This window comes from Pedobacter frigiditerrae, from assembly GCF_032678705.1.
Lineage (GTDB): Bacteria > Bacteroidota > Bacteroidia > Sphingobacteriales > Sphingobacteriaceae > Pedobacter > Pedobacter frigiditerrae_A.
Genome location: NZ_JAVTSS010000001.1, coordinates 401006 through 415868 on the forward strand (window position 1 = coordinate 401006; position 14863 = coordinate 415868).

At 35.2% G+C, this 14863-nt stretch carries 20 protein-coding genes; 11 read left to right on the plus strand and 9 right to left on the minus strand.

All coding sequences use genetic code 11. The annotated features are described in order from the left end of the window. Positions 1–56: 56 nt before the first annotated feature. Entirely contained in the window at positions 57–491 is a 435-nt protein-coding gene (locus R2Q59_RS01700) for a hypothetical protein (protein ID WP_316783148.1), read from the minus strand. Positions 492–546: 55 nt separating this feature from the next. On the opposite strand from R2Q59_RS01700, the gene R2Q59_RS01705 reads away from it, so the two are divergent. Beyond that, positions 547–981, plus strand: a complete 435-nt coding sequence (locus tag R2Q59_RS01705; protein ID WP_316783150.1) for a DUF4395 domain-containing protein — start codon at positions 547–549, stop codon at positions 979–981. A 47-nt stretch (positions 982–1028) separates the two neighbouring features. On the opposite strand, the gene hscA is transcribed toward R2Q59_RS01705, so the two are convergent. Beyond that, positions 1029–2891, minus strand: coding sequence for a Fe-S protein assembly chaperone HscA (gene hscA / locus R2Q59_RS01710; protein ID WP_316783152.1), 1863 nt, complete (start codon positions 2889–2891; stop codon positions 1029–1031). Between the two features lie 361 nt (positions 2892–3252). Between hscA and R2Q59_RS01715 the strand changes: the two genes are divergently transcribed. Next, complete coding sequence (locus R2Q59_RS01715; RefSeq protein WP_316783155.1) at positions 3253–3834, plus strand: tRNA-(ms[2]io[6]A)-hydroxylase; 582 nt, start codon at positions 3253–3255, stop codon at positions 3832–3834. A 42-nt stretch (positions 3835–3876) separates the two neighbouring features. Here R2Q59_RS01715 and R2Q59_RS01720 read toward each other — a convergent pair whose 3' ends face one another. The 4 genes from R2Q59_RS01720 to R2Q59_RS01735 are packed head-to-tail and all read right to left on the minus strand — an operon-like array spanning position 3877 to position 7000. Next, a complete protein-coding gene (locus tag R2Q59_RS01720; RefSeq protein ID WP_316783157.1) occupies positions 3877–4983 on the minus strand; it encodes a DUF3810 domain-containing protein in 1107 nt (368 codons plus the stop codon). Positions 4984–4987: 4 nt separating this feature from the next. After that, positions 4988–5383 (minus strand): type II toxin-antitoxin system VapC family toxin, encoded by a 396-nt coding sequence (locus R2Q59_RS01725; protein ID WP_316765299.1) that lies wholly within the window; start codon positions 5381–5383, stop codon positions 4988–4990. Then, positions 5368–5631 (minus strand): DUF2281 domain-containing protein, encoded by a 264-nt coding sequence (locus R2Q59_RS01730; RefSeq protein WP_316765300.1) that lies wholly within the window; start codon positions 5629–5631, stop codon positions 5368–5370. Before R2Q59_RS01730 ends, R2Q59_RS01725 begins: the two co-directional genes overlap by 16 nt. Positions 5632–5665: 34 nt before the next feature. Next, positions 5666–7000: a dihydroorotase gene (locus tag R2Q59_RS01735; protein WP_316783159.1), complete on the minus strand. Its 1335-nt coding sequence runs from the start codon at positions 6998–7000 to the stop codon at positions 5666–5668. On the opposite strand from R2Q59_RS01735, the gene R2Q59_RS01740 reads away from it, so the two are divergent. The 5 genes from R2Q59_RS01740 (at position 6999) to R2Q59_RS01760 (ending at position 9802) form a co-directional block, all read left to right on the plus strand. Beyond that, a complete protein-coding gene (locus tag R2Q59_RS01740; RefSeq protein ID WP_316783162.1) occupies positions 6999–7229 on the plus strand; it encodes a hypothetical protein in 231 nt (76 codons plus the stop codon). The genes R2Q59_RS01735 and R2Q59_RS01740 overlap by 2 nt on opposite strands. A 77-nt stretch (positions 7230–7306) precedes the next feature. After that, positions 7307–8650, plus strand: coding sequence for a DEAD/DEAH box helicase (locus R2Q59_RS01745; RefSeq protein ID WP_316765303.1), 1344 nt, complete (start codon positions 7307–7309; stop codon positions 8648–8650). Next, entirely contained in the window at positions 8650–8919 is a 270-nt protein-coding gene (locus R2Q59_RS01750; protein ID WP_316783164.1) for a hypothetical protein, read from the plus strand. Before R2Q59_RS01745 ends, R2Q59_RS01750 begins: the two co-directional genes overlap by 1 nt. A gap of 64 nt (positions 8920–8983) precedes the next feature. Next, entirely contained in the window at positions 8984–9319 is a 336-nt protein-coding gene (gldC, locus tag R2Q59_RS01755; RefSeq protein WP_131553050.1) for a gliding motility protein GldC, read from the plus strand. Between the two features lie 75 nt (positions 9320–9394). Continuing rightward, on the plus strand, positions 9395–9802 hold the full coding sequence (locus R2Q59_RS01760; RefSeq protein WP_316783166.1) for a hypothetical protein: 408 nt from the start codon (positions 9395–9397) through the stop codon (positions 9800–9802). Here R2Q59_RS01760 and R2Q59_RS01765 read toward each other — a convergent pair. The 3 genes from R2Q59_RS01765 to R2Q59_RS01775 form a co-directional block, all read right to left on the minus strand. Beyond that, on the minus strand, positions 9799–10299 hold the full coding sequence (locus R2Q59_RS01765) for a lipocalin family protein (RefSeq protein ID WP_316783168.1): 501 nt from the start codon (positions 10297–10299) through the stop codon (positions 9799–9801). The two genes, R2Q59_RS01760 and R2Q59_RS01765, sit on opposite strands and share 4 nt — an antisense overlap. Before the next feature lie 53 nt (positions 10300–10352). Beyond that, the gene (locus R2Q59_RS01770; RefSeq protein ID WP_316783170.1) at positions 10353–10868 is read right to left on the minus strand and encodes a DUF421 domain-containing protein; all 516 of its coding nucleotides are present in this window, start codon (positions 10866–10868) and stop codon (positions 10353–10355) included. 126 nt (positions 10869–10994) lie between these two features. After that, positions 10995–11477, minus strand: a complete 483-nt coding sequence (locus R2Q59_RS01775) for a methylated-DNA--[protein]-cysteine S-methyltransferase (protein ID WP_316783172.1) — start codon at positions 11475–11477, stop codon at positions 10995–10997. A 143-nt stretch (positions 11478–11620) separates the two neighbouring features. Between R2Q59_RS01775 and R2Q59_RS01780 the strand changes: the two genes are divergently transcribed. The 4 genes from R2Q59_RS01780 to R2Q59_RS01795 all read left to right on the plus strand — a co-directional run bounded on the left by R2Q59_RS01780 (position 11621) and on the right by R2Q59_RS01795 (position 14752). After that, on the plus strand, positions 11621–12283 hold the full coding sequence (locus R2Q59_RS01780; protein WP_316783174.1) for a heme exporter protein CcmB: 663 nt from the start codon (positions 11621–11623) through the stop codon (positions 12281–12283). 22 nt (positions 12284–12305) lie between these two features. Continuing rightward, positions 12306–12965, plus strand: coding sequence for a cytochrome c biogenesis protein (locus R2Q59_RS01785; RefSeq protein WP_316783177.1), 660 nt, complete (start codon positions 12306–12308; stop codon positions 12963–12965). Then, positions 12965–13186, plus strand: a complete 222-nt coding sequence (locus R2Q59_RS01790; protein ID WP_316783180.1) for a CcmD family protein — start codon at positions 12965–12967, stop codon at positions 13184–13186. Before R2Q59_RS01785 ends, R2Q59_RS01790 begins: the two co-directional genes overlap by 1 nt. Positions 13187–13330: 144 nt before the next feature. Then, entirely contained in the window at positions 13331–14752 is a 1422-nt protein-coding gene (locus R2Q59_RS01795; RefSeq protein WP_316783183.1) for a Glu/Leu/Phe/Val dehydrogenase, read from the plus strand. The last annotated feature ends 111 nt before the right edge of the window (positions 14753–14863 follow it).

Here is a 14863-nt window from a genome sequence, read left to right on the forward strand (position 1 = left end):
CATCGGATGACTAATGCTTTAATAATATATGAATGAATTAGAAGAGCGGATAATATTTAATAGGGTGGGATGTTTCCGTTATTCAATTTTACAGCTTTTCGAAATGCATCTCCAATAAAATGATTGCCATATTTTTTAATTAAAAGCTGACGCATTCTGTTATTATAACAGTCTATTTCTGAAATCGGCATACATCCACCACCGAACATTTTAATATTATAATCACGTTCTAAAATGGAACTTACAGTTATCAGTTTTTCCGAATTTCCGCTAAATAAACCCCAATTAATAATTTTATAATTTCCCGCTTTAAAATCTGAAACCGCATGGTCAGTTGCAGCTGAGCAGCTTGTACATTTATAATAAACCATCGCTATTTCTTCGGGCAGGGAAAAAAAAACCTGTGGAATAACGAAATAATAGGCACTTGCAAAACCTATAATTACAAAGTTAAGTGCAACCGAAAATAATACGAGTTTTGTAAATTTCATATCTTCAGGATGCAGCTAGTCCTGATATTCCATACCTTTGTTTAAAATCAATAAAATGGAAATATCTTGTCCAGTATCTTCAGAAAGAATTAATGAAAATGTAGTTCGCTTAATAGCGTTGATGGTGGCAATTATTGGCGTCGTCAGCCTCCTGTTTGTGAATTTTTATGCCATTATTTTCTTGATGATAGATTTTGCAACAAGAGCTTTTACCTCAGGGAAATTAAGCCCATTAAAGTTTATAGCCTTAAAACTTTTTAAATTATTCTCCTTGCCCACAAAACTAACTGATCTAGCACCGAAGAAATTTGCAGCAACATTAGGTTTTGTTTTCTGCTTAGTTATTGGAGTGTTTTATTTGTTTAGCCAAATATACATCGCCCTTGGCTTAACTATTGTATTGCTTTTATTTGCCATATTAGAAAGCGTATTTGCCATTTGTGTAGGTTGTTATGTTTACAGTTTTTGGCAATCTATCTCGAAGAGGTAATAGGAGTAGGTTTAGAAAATAACTGTTAACTGAAAACTGCCAACTGATTAAGGCTTATCAATACTTTTCCCCTTCATCGCTTGCCCAACTGCCATATCCATTAATCGCTCTGCAAATGGACGAGTAAACTCATTCAACTCATCAGCTTTTTTAAGGATAATATCCTTGTCACCCTTAGCTAAGGCTTCTTTTAGAGCTGCAATATGGGCGTTTGTAGAATTAATTTCTTCTTCGGTTAATATTTCGCTGTTTTTGGTAATAAATCGCTCTGCCGTGTAAGCCAATTGCTCGCCTTCACTTCTAGCTTCAATTAACATTCGTTGCTCCACATCGCTTTTGGCATTTTCAATACTGTCGATTAACATTTTCTCAACGGTATCATCACTCAAACCATAACTTGGTACAACATCTATTTCTTGTTTTACGCCAGAACGTAGCTCAATAGCCTGAACAGTCAAAATTCCATCGGCATTCAACAAAAAGTTAATGTCAACTTTTGGTAAACCTGCAGGCATAGCCGGAATTCCTTTTAAATCAAACTCAGCTAATTTTCTGTTTTCTTTCACTAAATCACGTTCACCTTGATAAACAGAGATTTTCATATTTACCTGTCCATCAATAGAGGTAGTGTATTGGCGACCAGCTTTTGTTGGAACCTTGCTGTTACGAGCGATGATAACGTCCATCAATCCACCCATCGTTTCAATGCCCAAAGAAAGTGGTGTAACATCTAACAATAAAATATCAGAACGATTACCAGCTAAAATATCAGCTTGTATCGCTGCACCTAAAGCCACAACTTCATCAGGGTTAATTTGGTCGTGTGGTTGGCGATTAAAGAAAGTGCTTACTGCTTGTTTTACATAAGGTGTACGTGTAGAACCGCCTACCAAAACCACTTCATCAATATCGGCAACAGTTAAATTTGCATCAGCCAATGCTTGTTTACAGCAAGTTAAAGTCTCAGCAACTTTATCTGCAATCAGTTTTTCGAAAGTCTGCTTGTCTAAAGTGCACCAGATTTCTCCCAATTTCTCGTTGTATAAGTTTTGGGTCGACAATGCTTTTTTCGCAGCTTCCGCTTGTAGGCGTAAGGTTTGCATCAAAATGTTGTCCTGAGCAACTGTTGCAAAATCTAATTTATTTTGTTCAATCCAGTAATTTAAAATGGCTCTATCAAAATCATCACCACCTAAAAATGTGTTCCCATTAGTAGATAAAACTTCGAAAATTCCGTTTTGTATTTGAAGGATAGAAACATCAAATGTTCCTCCACCTAAATCGTAAACTGCAATTGTCTTTTGCTGGGTAGGGTCTAAACCTAAACCATAAGCCAAACTCGCTGCGGTTGGTTCGTTAACGATACGCAAAACATCCAATCCAGCTAATTTTCCAGCATCACGAGTTGCTTGTCGCTGACTATCGTTAAAATAAGCAGGAACTGTGATAACCGCTCTGTTAACCGGCGTTTTCAAAGCGTGTTCGGCTCTTGCTTTTAACTCTTTTAATATCTCTGCTGAAAGCTCAATCGGTGTGTAAAATTTATTTCCAGCTTTAATTTTCACTAAAGCATCGCTGTCATCATCAATAATTTTATAGCTAAAAATATCTTGGTGACTAGCAACATCCTTGTAAGAACGACCCAATAAACGTTTTACCGAAAAGATGGTGTTTGCAGGGTCTGTTGTTAAATAGGCTTTGGCTTCATTACCAACTTCTGCATCGCCATGTTCGTTAAAATGCACCACAGAAGGAACTAACAGACCTTTTCCCGTGTCGTTAATTACCTGTGGGTTTTTATCTGGATTGATAAAAGCAACCAAACTATTCGTGGTTCCTAAATCAATGCCAACTATAATTTCTTCTTTTTGAAACGAACCTGTTGCTAGGTTGATGGATATTTTTGCCATAACAGCGCAAATTTACAATAATGTTGTAAGGTTAAAGTCCAAAAGATGTAAAAAGTAATTTGATGGAAGAGGTAAGATGTAAAATGGAAGATGTTGCAGTAATGCTAGGATGCAAATTACCTGCCTGCCGCAGTCAGGAATTTCTTAGATGGTTTAAATTTGAAAACGATTGTTAGTGCTTATCGGGAATTGCAATCCTGCTATTCGCTACAATATTTTTTTCTGCTTCGACAGGCTCAGCATGACAAAAAAAGTATTTCCGCTGCTATCAGGTTTATTGAACAAAGCCAGTAGTTCTTGGGAATGAACTTTCCGGTCTTTCGGAATCCCGACTTTCCGACTAATTTCGTAATTTTGACTTATGCTAGGACTTAAATTATTGACTGACCCACGTTGGGCGAATATTGCAGAATCTAATTTAGAAGAGATTTTAACCGATCACGCTTGGTGTGAGCAAAAAGCAGCTACAAATGCTATTAATTTGATTGCAGATAACTGCGAACACATCGATTTGGTATCCGAATTAACCATTATCGCTTTAGAAGAAATGCAACATTTTCAGCAAGTGGTAGATATCATTAAAAAAAGAGGCTATACTTTAGGTCGTGGTAGAAAAGATGATTATGTTGGGCAGTTAATGAAATTCTGCAAAAGAGATGGTTCAAGGAACAATAGCTTTATAGAAAGATTGTTGTTTGCAGCAATGATAGAAGCCAGAAGTTGCGAACGTTTTAGGGTATTGTCGCAAAATATTCAAGACAAAGAACTAGCTAAATTTTACCACGATTTAATGGTATCAGAAGCAGGTCATTATACCACTTTTTTAAACTTTGCCCGTAAATACACCATCGATGTTGACGTAGATAAACGTTGGAAAGAATGGTTGGAATTTGAAGGCGAATTAATCATGAGTTTTGGTAATAAAGAAGCGATACACGGGTAATAGGTAAAATGTAAGATGGAAAATGGGGACTAGACTGGCAACTTAATCTTTCGGACTTGCGGACCTCTGACTTTCCGACTTTTTTAATTCCTTTCCATGAATGTTCCACAACCAAACCACAATGTTCTGGTAACTCTTAATCCCTTTCTTCTGGTTGTTTAGCTTTAAGAATTTATCAAAAGCAACACCCATATAACTCGACATTTGGCCATTGTATTTAGCCCAAAATTCATTCTCAGCTTTAAAATTTGCTAAAACACCTGGACTGATTTTGTCTTTTAGTTTCAAGTAATCTTCAGGAGATTTAAACCTGATTTCAAATAATATGTATCTCAACATATTGTAATTCACAGAATATTGGAAGTTTACATCCTTGCTATTAATACCCACTAAATAAGCGACTAAGTTAGCTTCATCTTCCCTTGCTACACCCATTTGGTGCGAAATCTCGTGACAGGTTACAAATGGCAAAACCCAAGCTGGTAATTTCATGTTTACATTGGCTTCGCCACTTAAAGGGTTGTAGTAACCCTCAATTCCTATTTTACTTATTAACCAGCCGTTAATTACGGGTTTAACTGATGGGACATTATATTTAAAAAACGGATTTTTTAGCGCTAAGTCCTGATAATCAGCAACTGCCTTTTCTCTAAGCTGCTTGATGTCATAATTAAGTTTAGGGGAGATTTGCGGTTGAAGGATGTTTAACTTATCAATGAAATAATCAGCTAAAAGTACTAGCTCCTTAACATCATATTTTTTGTCGCTAATATTCAGTTGCTTGGTTATGCTTGGCCTAGAGTAATTTAAACCCCACAGTAATTTAAAGCAGATATAGAAAATCAGAAATGCATTAACAATATAAATAGGGATGGCAAGTTTGTCAGCCTTTTGCCAGCCTTTCTTTTTAACTCTCCAAAAGAACTTAGCAATTAAGCGAAGAAGATATAGGATTAATATCACATATAAAATATCGCCTAAAGCAAAAGGAAATAAAGAAGAAACCCATCTTAAACAAGTGGATATGATTGGGTAAAACCCTTTAACATAAATGCTTAAAACTAATTCAGGAAATAAGCCAAATAGAAAGATAATTATTGCAATGCTAAAAAATATAATGAATCGCTTAAATATAGGTTTCGAATACATCTTGCTAAACAGAATCTAATAGCTTTAAACCCTCAATATTTTTGAAATGTTTTTGATTCAGTGTATCAAAAGATAAATTATGTGCTATAGCTATTGAAGCAATAAATAAGTCGGCAGTGTCGATTGTTTTCCTTAATTTTTTTAGTTTGTTTTTAATCTCGACAGCAGCTAGAGCAGCATCACTATCAAAAGGAAAAACTATGAAATTGGATAATATTGCTTTCCAAAATTCTAATTGTTCACTATTTGCTCCTGTATAAATTTCAAACTCCGTTATACTAGAAACGCATAAGTTTTGAAATTTTTGAGATAAAGCATACAACCTTGTTTTTGATTTATCCTTTTTTCGAAAGTAATCAATCAATACAGAGGTATCAACTATTACTATTTGGTCCGCCATTCATTTATAGATTTTCTAGTTTGCTCAATCTTTTGAACTTGCTCTTCAGAAAAAACAGGGCCATTTAATAAAATATCTGAAAATTTAGAATTATAAAGCACTGAAGGTTCTTCAACATTGTTGAAAGTATCAGAAGATTTTTCTTTCCTTTTAGATTTCTGTTTTAAAAAGGCAACAAAGTCAGAAACCTCCTGTTTTAAATCAGAAGGAAGTGAAGAGATTTCTGAATATAATTGTAAATCTGTCATCTTAAATTGTTGCTAACTAAACAAATATAATCAATTATCTAGTAAAACTCAATCTCTTTCCTAGCTCACTCGTTACAAATTTTCCATTCTGGTAAGCTAAATTTCCAGATACAAAAGTATGGGTAATGCTCGCTTGAAAAGTTTCTCCATCAAATGGCGACCAGCCGCACTTGTAAAAAATATTTACTGGAGTCACTTTAAAAGGGTCGTTTAAGTTTACCAAAACCAAGTCTGCCCAATAACCTTCTCTAATAAAGCCACGTTTCTCAATATCAAAACAGATTGCCAAGTTATGAGCAGTTTTTTCGACAATCTTTTCTAAAGAAATTTTGCCTTGCAAATGCATTTCTAACAAAGCTGGTAAAGCGTGTTGCACTAATGGTCCGCCAGAAGGAGCTTGCGAATAAGATTGTTGCTTTTCTGCTAAAGTATGTGGTGCGTGATCTGTTGCAATAACATCTATATTGTCTGCTAAAACGCCAGCTAAAATTCCGGCTTGGTCGGCAGCAGTTTTAACAGCAGGGTTCCATTTAATGAAATTACCTTTAGTTGCATAATCTTGGTCGTTAAACCAAAGGTGATGAACACAAGCTTCAGCAGTTATTTTTTTGTCTTTTAATGCAATTGAATTATCGAATAAAGCAATTTCTCTTGCAGTAGATATGTGTAAAATGTGTAATCTGGTTTTGTAGCGTTTAGCTAATTCTACCGCTAATGAAGATGATTTATAACAAGCCTCTGCACTGCGAATTAATGGATGCATTTCTATAGTTAAATCTTCTCCGTATTGCTCCTTAAACTTGGCTAAGTTTTCGCGAATAGTTGCTTCATCTTCGCAATGTGTTGCCACTAATATCGGTGCTTTGCTAAAAATGTTCTCTAATGTTTTTTCGTTATCAACCAACATATTACCAGTTGATGAACCCATAAAAACCTTAATGCCACAAACGTTTTTCGGGTCAGTTTTTAAAACCTCCTCAATGTTATCATTACTAGCACCCATATAAAATGAGTAGTTTGCCAATGATGTTTCTGCAGCGATTTGATACTTATCTGCTAATAAATCTTGCGTTAAGGTATTAGGGACAGTATTTGGCATTTCCATAAAAGAGGTAATACCACCTGCAACAGCTGCCATACTTTCTGTAAAAATATCTGCTTTATGCGTTAAGCCTGGCTCACGAAAATGAACTTGGTCATCTATCATTCCAGGTAAAAGATAAAGTCCATCGGCATTAATTTCTTGTGCTTCTGGAGCAGCTAATGATTGTCCGATTTTCTCAATTAAACCATTTTTAACCAAAACATCAGCTATAAATTGCTGTCCTTCGTTTACTAAAGTAGCGCCTTTTATGAGGTAAGTATTCATGATGGTAAAGTTAATAATTAGTATTGAGATGTTCGTATTGCGTATTGAGATTGGGAGTTTAGAAGGTCCGAATGTAGGGAAGCAAGAAAGTGTTGAGCACAAACCTTTGTTGTCTAAACCTGATAGGAGTGGGCACGATCCCGATTCTTCATCGGGAGAAGTAAAACGGATAGCAGGACTATCGCAACCGATGAGCACTGAAACTGCTTTTCAAATTATTTTGAACTAACTCTTTTAGATTTTGCCTTTAAGCTTTGGTCTTTAGTCTTTTAAGCTTTCAGCTTAAAAAAGCTATCTTTGTGCGCTATGGCAAAATCGTTCGAAGAATTTAATTTAAATAGGCAAATATTAAACGCAGTTGCCGATGCTGGTTATACTGTTGCCACGCCAATACAAGAAAAAGCAATTGCACCAGTTTTATCTGGTCAGGATATTTGTGGCATAGCCGAAACTGGAACTGGTAAAACAGCCGCCTACGTTTTGCCTATGTTGATGAAGTTAAAATATGCGCAGGGCGATGCTGCGAGAGCTTTAATTTTAGCGCCAACCCGCGAATTGGCCATGCAAATTGCCGAAGAAGTGAAACGTTTTTCTACTTATACGGATTTACGTTCGGTGGTTATTTTCGGTGGAATTGGTCCGAAAGCGCAAAAGGAACAAATAAAAGCTGGAGTTGATATTATCATTGCAACACCTGGTCGTTTCTTGGATATTTACCTTTCGGGAGAAATCAACACAAAATATTTACAGTTTTTAGTTTTAGATGAAGCTGATAAAATGATGGATATGGGCTTTATTGGCTCAATCCATAGGATTTTGGAAGTTGTTCCACGTAAACGTCAGAATCTACTTTTCTCAGCCACGATGAGCGATTTGGTTCAAAAGATTGCCGGAGATTTCTTGAAACATCCAACTATAATTGAGGCATCTGAACAAGCAACACCTGCACAAACAGTTACGCAGGTTTTGTATGAAGTTCCAAACTTTAAAACGAAGATTAATCTTTTGCAACATCTGCTGAAGGATGTTGAAGTTTTTAATAGGTTGATTATTTTCTGTAAAACGAAAGCAGTGGCTGATAATATTTTCAGTTACGTGGTTCGTAAATTTGGGGAAGAATCTGTTCGTGTTATTCATGCTAATAAAGGTCAGAACACTAGGATTAACTCCATAAATAGCTTTAAAGAAGGAAATATTAGAGTTTTGGTGGCTACCGATGTAGCATCTCGTGGAATAGATGTAACTGAGGTTAGTCACGTAATTAACTTCGATGTGCCAATTATTATTGAAGATTATGTGCACAGAATTGGTAGAACTGGAAGAGCGTTTTCTAAAGGTGATGCAATTACTTTTTGCACAGAAGCTGAGAAATATTACATCCGTAAAATTGAAAAATTAACTCGTCAGTTTATTCCAGTTGAACCAATTCCTGAAGGAGTTTTTATAGAAGAAACGCCTTACGAAGAAAGACAGCAAATAGCTAAAGAAATAGATTTGCAAAAACGTAAGGAAGACCCTGATTTTAAAGGTGCTTTCCACGAAAAGAAAAATGCAAAACAGATTGAGGACCGTGAAAGAGAGAAGGCTAGAAATAAAGCCCACAAAACAAAAGTATTTAAGAACAAAAAACGCTTTGATAAAAAGAAGTAATGAAGAAGCTTAGGATAACGCCATTGAATATTGTAGCTGCACTCGCACTTGCATTTTTAATTGTTTCTTTTCTACAACCTAAACCAATTGCTAAGGGACACGTTGATGTAAGCAGTCTTTACAAAATGGTTTTGGGTGCTTTAGTGGTTGTTTCTTTTATAACTGATATGATTTTCAGATTCATCTTTAAAGAATTAAAACGCATTTGGTTTGTGGAGTTGTTTTTTATTGCGCTAACAATAGTTCTTTTTTTAATATTACAAAAGTAAAACGATGCTGGTTTAAATATGCTTTGTAAAATCAGCATATTTGCAACCGAAAAAATTGAATACAATGAGACAAGCAGAAATAAAAATTACCGTAGAGTTAGATGACCAAAATATGCCAGAGAATATTCTTTGGGAAAGTACAGATGCTGAAACTAAAGACCAAGTGCCTGTAAAATCAATGATTTTAGCTTTGTGGGACCATAATTACAAAAACTCTATGCGCATAGATTTATGGACCAAGGATATGCCTGTTGATGAGATGAAACGTTTTTTCTATGAAACTTTACAAACCATGGGTGATAGCTTTTTGAAAGCAACCGGCGAAGAAAACATCGTAGAAGATTTACGTGATTACTGCGCTCACTTTGCCGATAAAATGGGTATAGACCCTAGAAAATAATTCAGTTCAGTTGTTTGTCATCCTGAGCGTAGTCGAAGGACGGTTAACAATCTCACAATATAACAATATCTCAATATGTTAATCGTAAGAAAAACAAATGCATACATCGGCTTAATTTTAGCCATCATCGCCATCAGCGTTGCGCCAATGTTAAGGGTGCCAATTAAAGGGAATTGGAATTTATATCAAACTGATACCAGATTGTTTTTTATTTCTTTTGCAATTCTAGCAATAGCTACATTCTGTTTGTTAATTAGACAATTAAGAGGATTCAAGTTGTTCTCGGTTGTGTTTTTTATTTGGAGCGTGTTAATGGCTGGTGCGGTATATTTTCAATCTAATAACTATACTAAATCTGCATTTGCAAATAAATTTATTGGCAAAGTTGTTCATTACCAATGGGGATGGATAGTTTTATTGGTAGCGGTTTTATTATTGCTAACTAGCGTTAAAAAAGAGCAATTAAAAACACCAACGGTTTAGTGCTGTTGCGATGTTAATTTGGTTACTTCATAACCCTTTGCTTTACATCTAACTACAATTTCATCGTAGGTTTTCTTTGGCATTTTTTTAACTCGGCTCATGATAAACAAAAATTTATGTTCTGGGTGGCCAACAACCACATAAGAATAGTCATCGGCTAACTCTATTATCCAATAATCTACTTTGATTGGCCAAATAAATTGTGCCTTTAACTCTCCATTACTTCCTTCTTCTGGAGGGAACATTTTTGAAGTTCTAGAATAAATTGCTTCATCATTAGGTTTTTTATAAGAAGTTAGCACATTGAAATACCCATCTTTATTTAAGGTGTATTTAGTTGTTGTTTCTCTGCTTCCTTTATCGAATATTGTCGGGATTGAATATAACGAATACCATGTACCGGCATACTTTTTCATATCAACCTTAGCAACTGGTACATTTTTTTCGACAGGAAGTAAACTTGAAGTGAAGAAAAGGATTACAAACAAAATTTTCATAACAAGACGATTTAATCTTATTTACGAAAACTTTTTCTTTCAGGTTTTGAATGTTAATTATTCAGGCCCAAAGTTTTGTGAGCCTTTTTACGCTTAAAATGAGTTTGCTTTAGTGTTTTATCTCCAGAGATTATGCTAATGTTTCCATCCACTTCAAAGATGGCTAGTTTTACATCTTTGTAATGCTCAACGCCATGTTCTCTCATTGCCTCTTTTAATTCTTCGTCGCTAATGCCAAGATGACTTAGCTTATCAAAGTTTAACTTGCCGTTATGTATTAAAATTTCAGGATGTTCAAAAATCAGCTCTCTTATCTTTTTGTTTTTAAAAGCTACTTTTTTAAGGATGTAATTGAGCATAAAAAGCACGGCCGCTGCGGCTAATCCACCAAGTAAACTGGTATTATTGCCAACCATTGCATTTTGTACTGCATTGCTGATTAATAAAATCAACACCACATCAATTGTATTGAGCTGAGAAAATTCTTTTTTGCCTGTTAAACGAATAGCAATCAGCATAAATGCATAAACAGCTAAACTTCGCAATGCGATATCTAAGTATGGGTTCATTTAATTTATGATTTTAGATTTACAAGTTACGATTGGCAGAATTGAAAACTGCATCTTAACTATCCATCAAATTACAGTTAAGTACGCTAAACTTTCGGACTTTCCGACTAATAACTTTCCGACTTCTCAAAACTTCAATTCTGTTTGCCCTTTTTGAGCAACTTCTCTTTCGTGTTGTAAAAGCCATTTCTTGCGCCACAACTCGCCAGCATAGCCAACCAATTTTCCATCGCTACCAATAACTCTATGGCAGGGAACAACGATGGCAATATTGTTTCTGCCATTTGCAGCCGCAATAGCTCTAATAGCTAAAGGTTTATGTGCAGAGAATTTAGCATAAGAAGTAGTTTCGCCATAAGGGATTTTTAATAGATTTTGCCAAATCTCTTTTTGAAATTCAGTTCCTTCTTGAGCCATAGGGAAGGAGAATGCTTGCAAATTGCCCTCAAAATATTGTGTCAATTCATTTGCCGCCAACTGGCTGATGGAATTTTCTTGAAGACCTTCTACATCTCTAGCGCCGAACGTAATCACATTCACAGCATTATCATCAGCTAATATGATAATATCCCCAATGGGCGATTTTACTACACTGCTATATTTTTCCATTTATACAATATTACAAATAGTATTGAGAATTGAGTATGGCGTATTGAGAGAAATCGCAAATCATTAAACAATCAACTTTCAACCTTTTGTCACTTTAAGCTTTCTCCTTTCGCCTTTAGGCTCAAAAAACTATCTTTGTCGCTATGCAAATTGCAAACCAGATTAAACATCTTATTAAAAAAGAAATGTTATTAGAGTGGCGTAATAAATACGCACTTAATGGGGTTTTGCTTTATGTGGTTTCCACGGTTTTTGTATGCTATTTATCTTTTGTTACTGTTGAGAAATTAACCTGGAATGCTTTGTTCTGGATTATTATGCTTTTTGCTTCTATCAATGCGGTAGCTAAAAGTTTCTTGCAAGAAAGCAAAGGCAGGCATTTATACATCTATACTTTAGTAAGTCCAATTTCATTAATCATAGCTAAAACAGTTTACAACTCGCTATTGATGATTGTGTTAACCATCATTGCATTGCTGTTTTATAGTATGGTTTTCGAACCGCCAAAAGAAATAGATTTATTAATGTACTTAGTCGCTGCAGTTGTAGGTAGTTTAAGTTTTGCCACCATTTTTACAATGGTTTCTGCAATAGCATCTAAGGCTGGTAATGGCGGAATGTTAATGGCAATTTTAAGTTTTCCTATCATAATTCCTGTATTAATTGTGTTGATTAAACTAGCTAAAAATGCAATCGACGGTTTAGATAGAAGTGTAAGTTTAGACGATGTTGGCCTCTTATTGTTGATTAATGCAATGGTAATGGGCGTTTCTTTAATATTATTCCCATATTTGTGGCGAGATTAAATAACCAAATCAAAATATAAAAATGCGAAAAAATTGGTGGAAAATTTTAGGTGCTGTTTTAGTGATTTACACAACAATTGCTGGTTTATTACTTGGCGTTCCGCACCTTAATATTTTAAATGAAACCATAAGAAATTTATACTTCCACGTGCCTATGTGGTTCGCCATGATTGTACTTTTCACAATCTCGGTAGTTTATAGTATAATCTCACTTAGTTCTAAAAAAGAAATCGATGACATTAGAGCTGTTGAAGCTGTAAATGCAGGAATAATTTTTGGTGTTTTAGGATTGATAACTGGTGCTGTTTGGGCTAAATTTACTTGGGGACAATTTTGGAGTTTCGACCCAAAGCAAAACTTTGCAGCCATTTCCATCTTGCTATATTTTGCTTATTTAGTCCTTCGCAATGCGATAGACGAAGAACAAAAACGTGCTAAAATATCTGCCATCTATAATATTTTCGCCTTTCCAATGATGGTTGTTTTATTATTCGTATTGCCACGTTTGCAATCGTCTTTGCATCCAGGTAATGGGGGTAATCCAGGTTTTAACAGTTACGATTTAGATAGCAGAATGCGAATGGTGTTTTATCCTGCTTGTTTAGGTTGGATAATTATTGGCTACTGGATTTATACCATTCGTTTCAGAATCCGTGTTTTAGAAAACAAATCAAATTTATAATGATGAGAAAAATTGCTTTTACTTTAATGATGTTAATGACCACCCTTAATTTGTTCGCTCAAAATAACGAGGTAGAAATGGCCGATGCTTTTAGAAGTAACGGAAAAATATATGTTGTGGTAGCTGTTATCGTCATAATTTTGGTTGGTTTGCTAGTCTATCTCTTCACTCTAGACAAAAGATTAAAAATGTTAGAAAAAAAATCTTCTGACAAAAACTAATTTTAAACGTCATAGCGCTACTCTTTTAATGTTTTTACAACTGTGTTTTTAGTACACTAAGCAAATTTACACTTGCATTAATGGTTTATTTAGTTGCAATTTTGCAGCCGTAAATACTAACTACAATTTATAAAACTACAAATAATGGCTAATACAGCAAACGAAACAAGTTTCTTTCAAGATGTTTGTAAGAACTTTGATAGTGCCGCACAATTTACCAACCATCCAGAAGGTTTATTGGCTCAAATAAAAGCATGTAACAGTGTATACCGTTTTCAATTTCCTATCCGCAGAGGAAACGGTTTCGAAGTAATTGATGCATGGCGTGTAGAACACTCGCATCACATGAGCCCAACAAAAGGTGGTATTCGCTACAGCGAAATGGTTAACGAAGACGAAGTAATGGCACTTGCAGCATTAATGACTTACAAGTGTGCCATCGTAAATGTTCCTTTTGGTGGTGCCAAAGGCGGAATTTGCATCAATCCAAAAAACTATACTGTTGCCGAGTTAGAAACAATTACTCGTCGTTATACAACAGAATTAATTAAAAAGAACTTCATTGGTCCTGGTATCGATGTTCCTGCTCCTGATTATGGGTCTGGTGAACGTGAAATGAGTTGGATTGCAGATACTTATATGACTATGAATCCTGGTCAATTAGATGCATTAGGTTGTGTAACTGGTAAACCAATTGCCTTACACGGTATTCGTGGTAGAAAAGAAGCAACTGGTCGTGGTGTAGCTTACGCTGTACGTGAATGTGTTTCATTTGCAGAAGATATGGCAAAAGTTGGTTTAACAGCTGGTTTAGAAGGTAAAAGAGTAATTGTACAAGGTTTAGGTAATGTAGGTTATCACTCGGCTAAATTCTTGGCAGAATTCGGTGCTACCATTGTTGGTATCTGCGAATTCGAAGGTGCTATCTACAATGCAAATGGATTAAATATCGATGAAGTTTTTGCACATCGTAAAAATACTGGTTCTATTTTAGATTTTGAAGGAGCAACAAGCTTTAAAAACTCTATGGAAGGTTTAGAGCAAGATTGCGATATCTTAGTTCCAGCGGCATTAGAGAACCAAATTACAAAAGAAAACATCCGTAATATTAAAGCGAAAATCATTGCTGAAGGTGCAAACGGACCAACAACTCCAGAAGCTGAAGAGATTTTTACAGAAATGGGCGGAATGATTATTCCCGATATGTATTGTAACGCTGGTGGGGTAACTGTTTCTTATTTCGAATGGTTAAAAAACCTTTCTCACGTAGCTTTTGGTCGTATGGAAAGTCGTTATGCTGAAAACTCTAACGCTAATTTGATTAACACTCTGGAAAGCTTAACAGGGAAAACCATTCCTGCCGAAAACCGTTTAATGATTGTTAAAGGTGCATCTGAAATGGAATTGGTAAACTCTGGTTTAGAGGACACAATGATTCACTCTTATCGTGAAATCAGGGAGACTTGGCTTAACAAACCAGAGGTTAAAACTTTAAGAACTGCAGCTTTTGTAAATTCAATTGATAAAATTGCTGTTTCTTATATGAATTTAGGTGTTTGGCCATAAATTGTTTTTGTCATCCTGAGCTTGTCGAAGGAATAATAAATAAAATCCCTGCAGTTTTTAATTGCAGGGATTTTTTGTTTGAAAAGCAAATACAGTATTTCATTGGTTAAA

Coding starts and splice junctions, on each gene's coding strand:
- R2Q59_RS01700 (WP_316783148.1), bottom strand. CDS start 491: ATGAAATTTACAAAACTCGTATTATTTTCGGTTGCACTTAACTTTGTA.
- R2Q59_RS01705 (WP_316783150.1), top strand. CDS start 547: ATGGAAATATCTTGTCCAGTATCTTCAGAAAGAATTAATGAAAATGTA.
- hscA (WP_316783152.1), bottom strand. CDS start 2,891: ATGGCAAAAATATCCATCAACCTAGCAACAGGTTCGTTTCAAAAAGAA.
- R2Q59_RS01715 (WP_316783155.1), top strand. CDS start 3,253: ATGCTAGGACTTAAATTATTGACTGACCCACGTTGGGCGAATATTGCA.
- R2Q59_RS01720 (WP_316783157.1), bottom strand. CDS start 4,983: ATGTATTCGAAACCTATATTTAAGCGATTCATTATATTTTTTAGCATT.
- R2Q59_RS01725 (WP_316765299.1), bottom strand. CDS start 5,383: ATGGCGGACCAAATAGTAATAGTTGATACCTCTGTATTGATTGATTAC.
- R2Q59_RS01730 (WP_316765300.1), bottom strand. CDS start 5,631: ATGACAGATTTACAATTATATTCAGAAATCTCTTCACTTCCTTCTGAT.
- R2Q59_RS01740 (WP_316783162.1), top strand. CDS start 6,999: ATGATGGTAAAGTTAATAATTAGTATTGAGATGTTCGTATTGCGTATT.
- R2Q59_RS01735 (WP_316783159.1), bottom strand. CDS start 7,000: ATGAATACTTACCTCATAAAAGGCGCTACTTTAGTAAACGAAGGACAG.
- R2Q59_RS01745 (WP_316765303.1), top strand. CDS start 7,307: ATGGCAAAATCGTTCGAAGAATTTAATTTAAATAGGCAAATATTAAAC.
- R2Q59_RS01750 (WP_316783164.1), top strand. CDS start 8,650: ATGAAGAAGCTTAGGATAACGCCATTGAATATTGTAGCTGCACTCGCA.
- gldC (WP_131553050.1), top strand. CDS start 8,984: ATGAGACAAGCAGAAATAAAAATTACCGTAGAGTTAGATGACCAAAAT.
- R2Q59_RS01760 (WP_316783166.1), top strand. CDS start 9,395: ATGTTAATCGTAAGAAAAACAAATGCATACATCGGCTTAATTTTAGCC.
- R2Q59_RS01765 (WP_316783168.1), bottom strand. CDS start 10,299: ATGAAAATTTTGTTTGTAATCCTTTTCTTCACTTCAAGTTTACTTCCT.
- R2Q59_RS01770 (WP_316783170.1), bottom strand. CDS start 10,868: ATGAACCCATACTTAGATATCGCATTGCGAAGTTTAGCTGTTTATGCA.
- R2Q59_RS01775 (WP_316783172.1), bottom strand. CDS start 11,477: ATGGAAAAATATAGCAGTGTAGTAAAATCGCCCATTGGGGATATTATC.
- R2Q59_RS01780 (WP_316783174.1), top strand. CDS start 11,621: ATGCAAATTGCAAACCAGATTAAACATCTTATTAAAAAAGAAATGTTA.
- R2Q59_RS01785 (WP_316783177.1), top strand. CDS start 12,306: ATGCGAAAAAATTGGTGGAAAATTTTAGGTGCTGTTTTAGTGATTTAC.
- R2Q59_RS01790 (WP_316783180.1), top strand. CDS start 12,965: ATGATGAGAAAAATTGCTTTTACTTTAATGATGTTAATGACCACCCTT.
- R2Q59_RS01795 (WP_316783183.1), top strand. CDS start 13,331: ATGGCTAATACAGCAAACGAAACAAGTTTCTTTCAAGATGTTTGTAAG.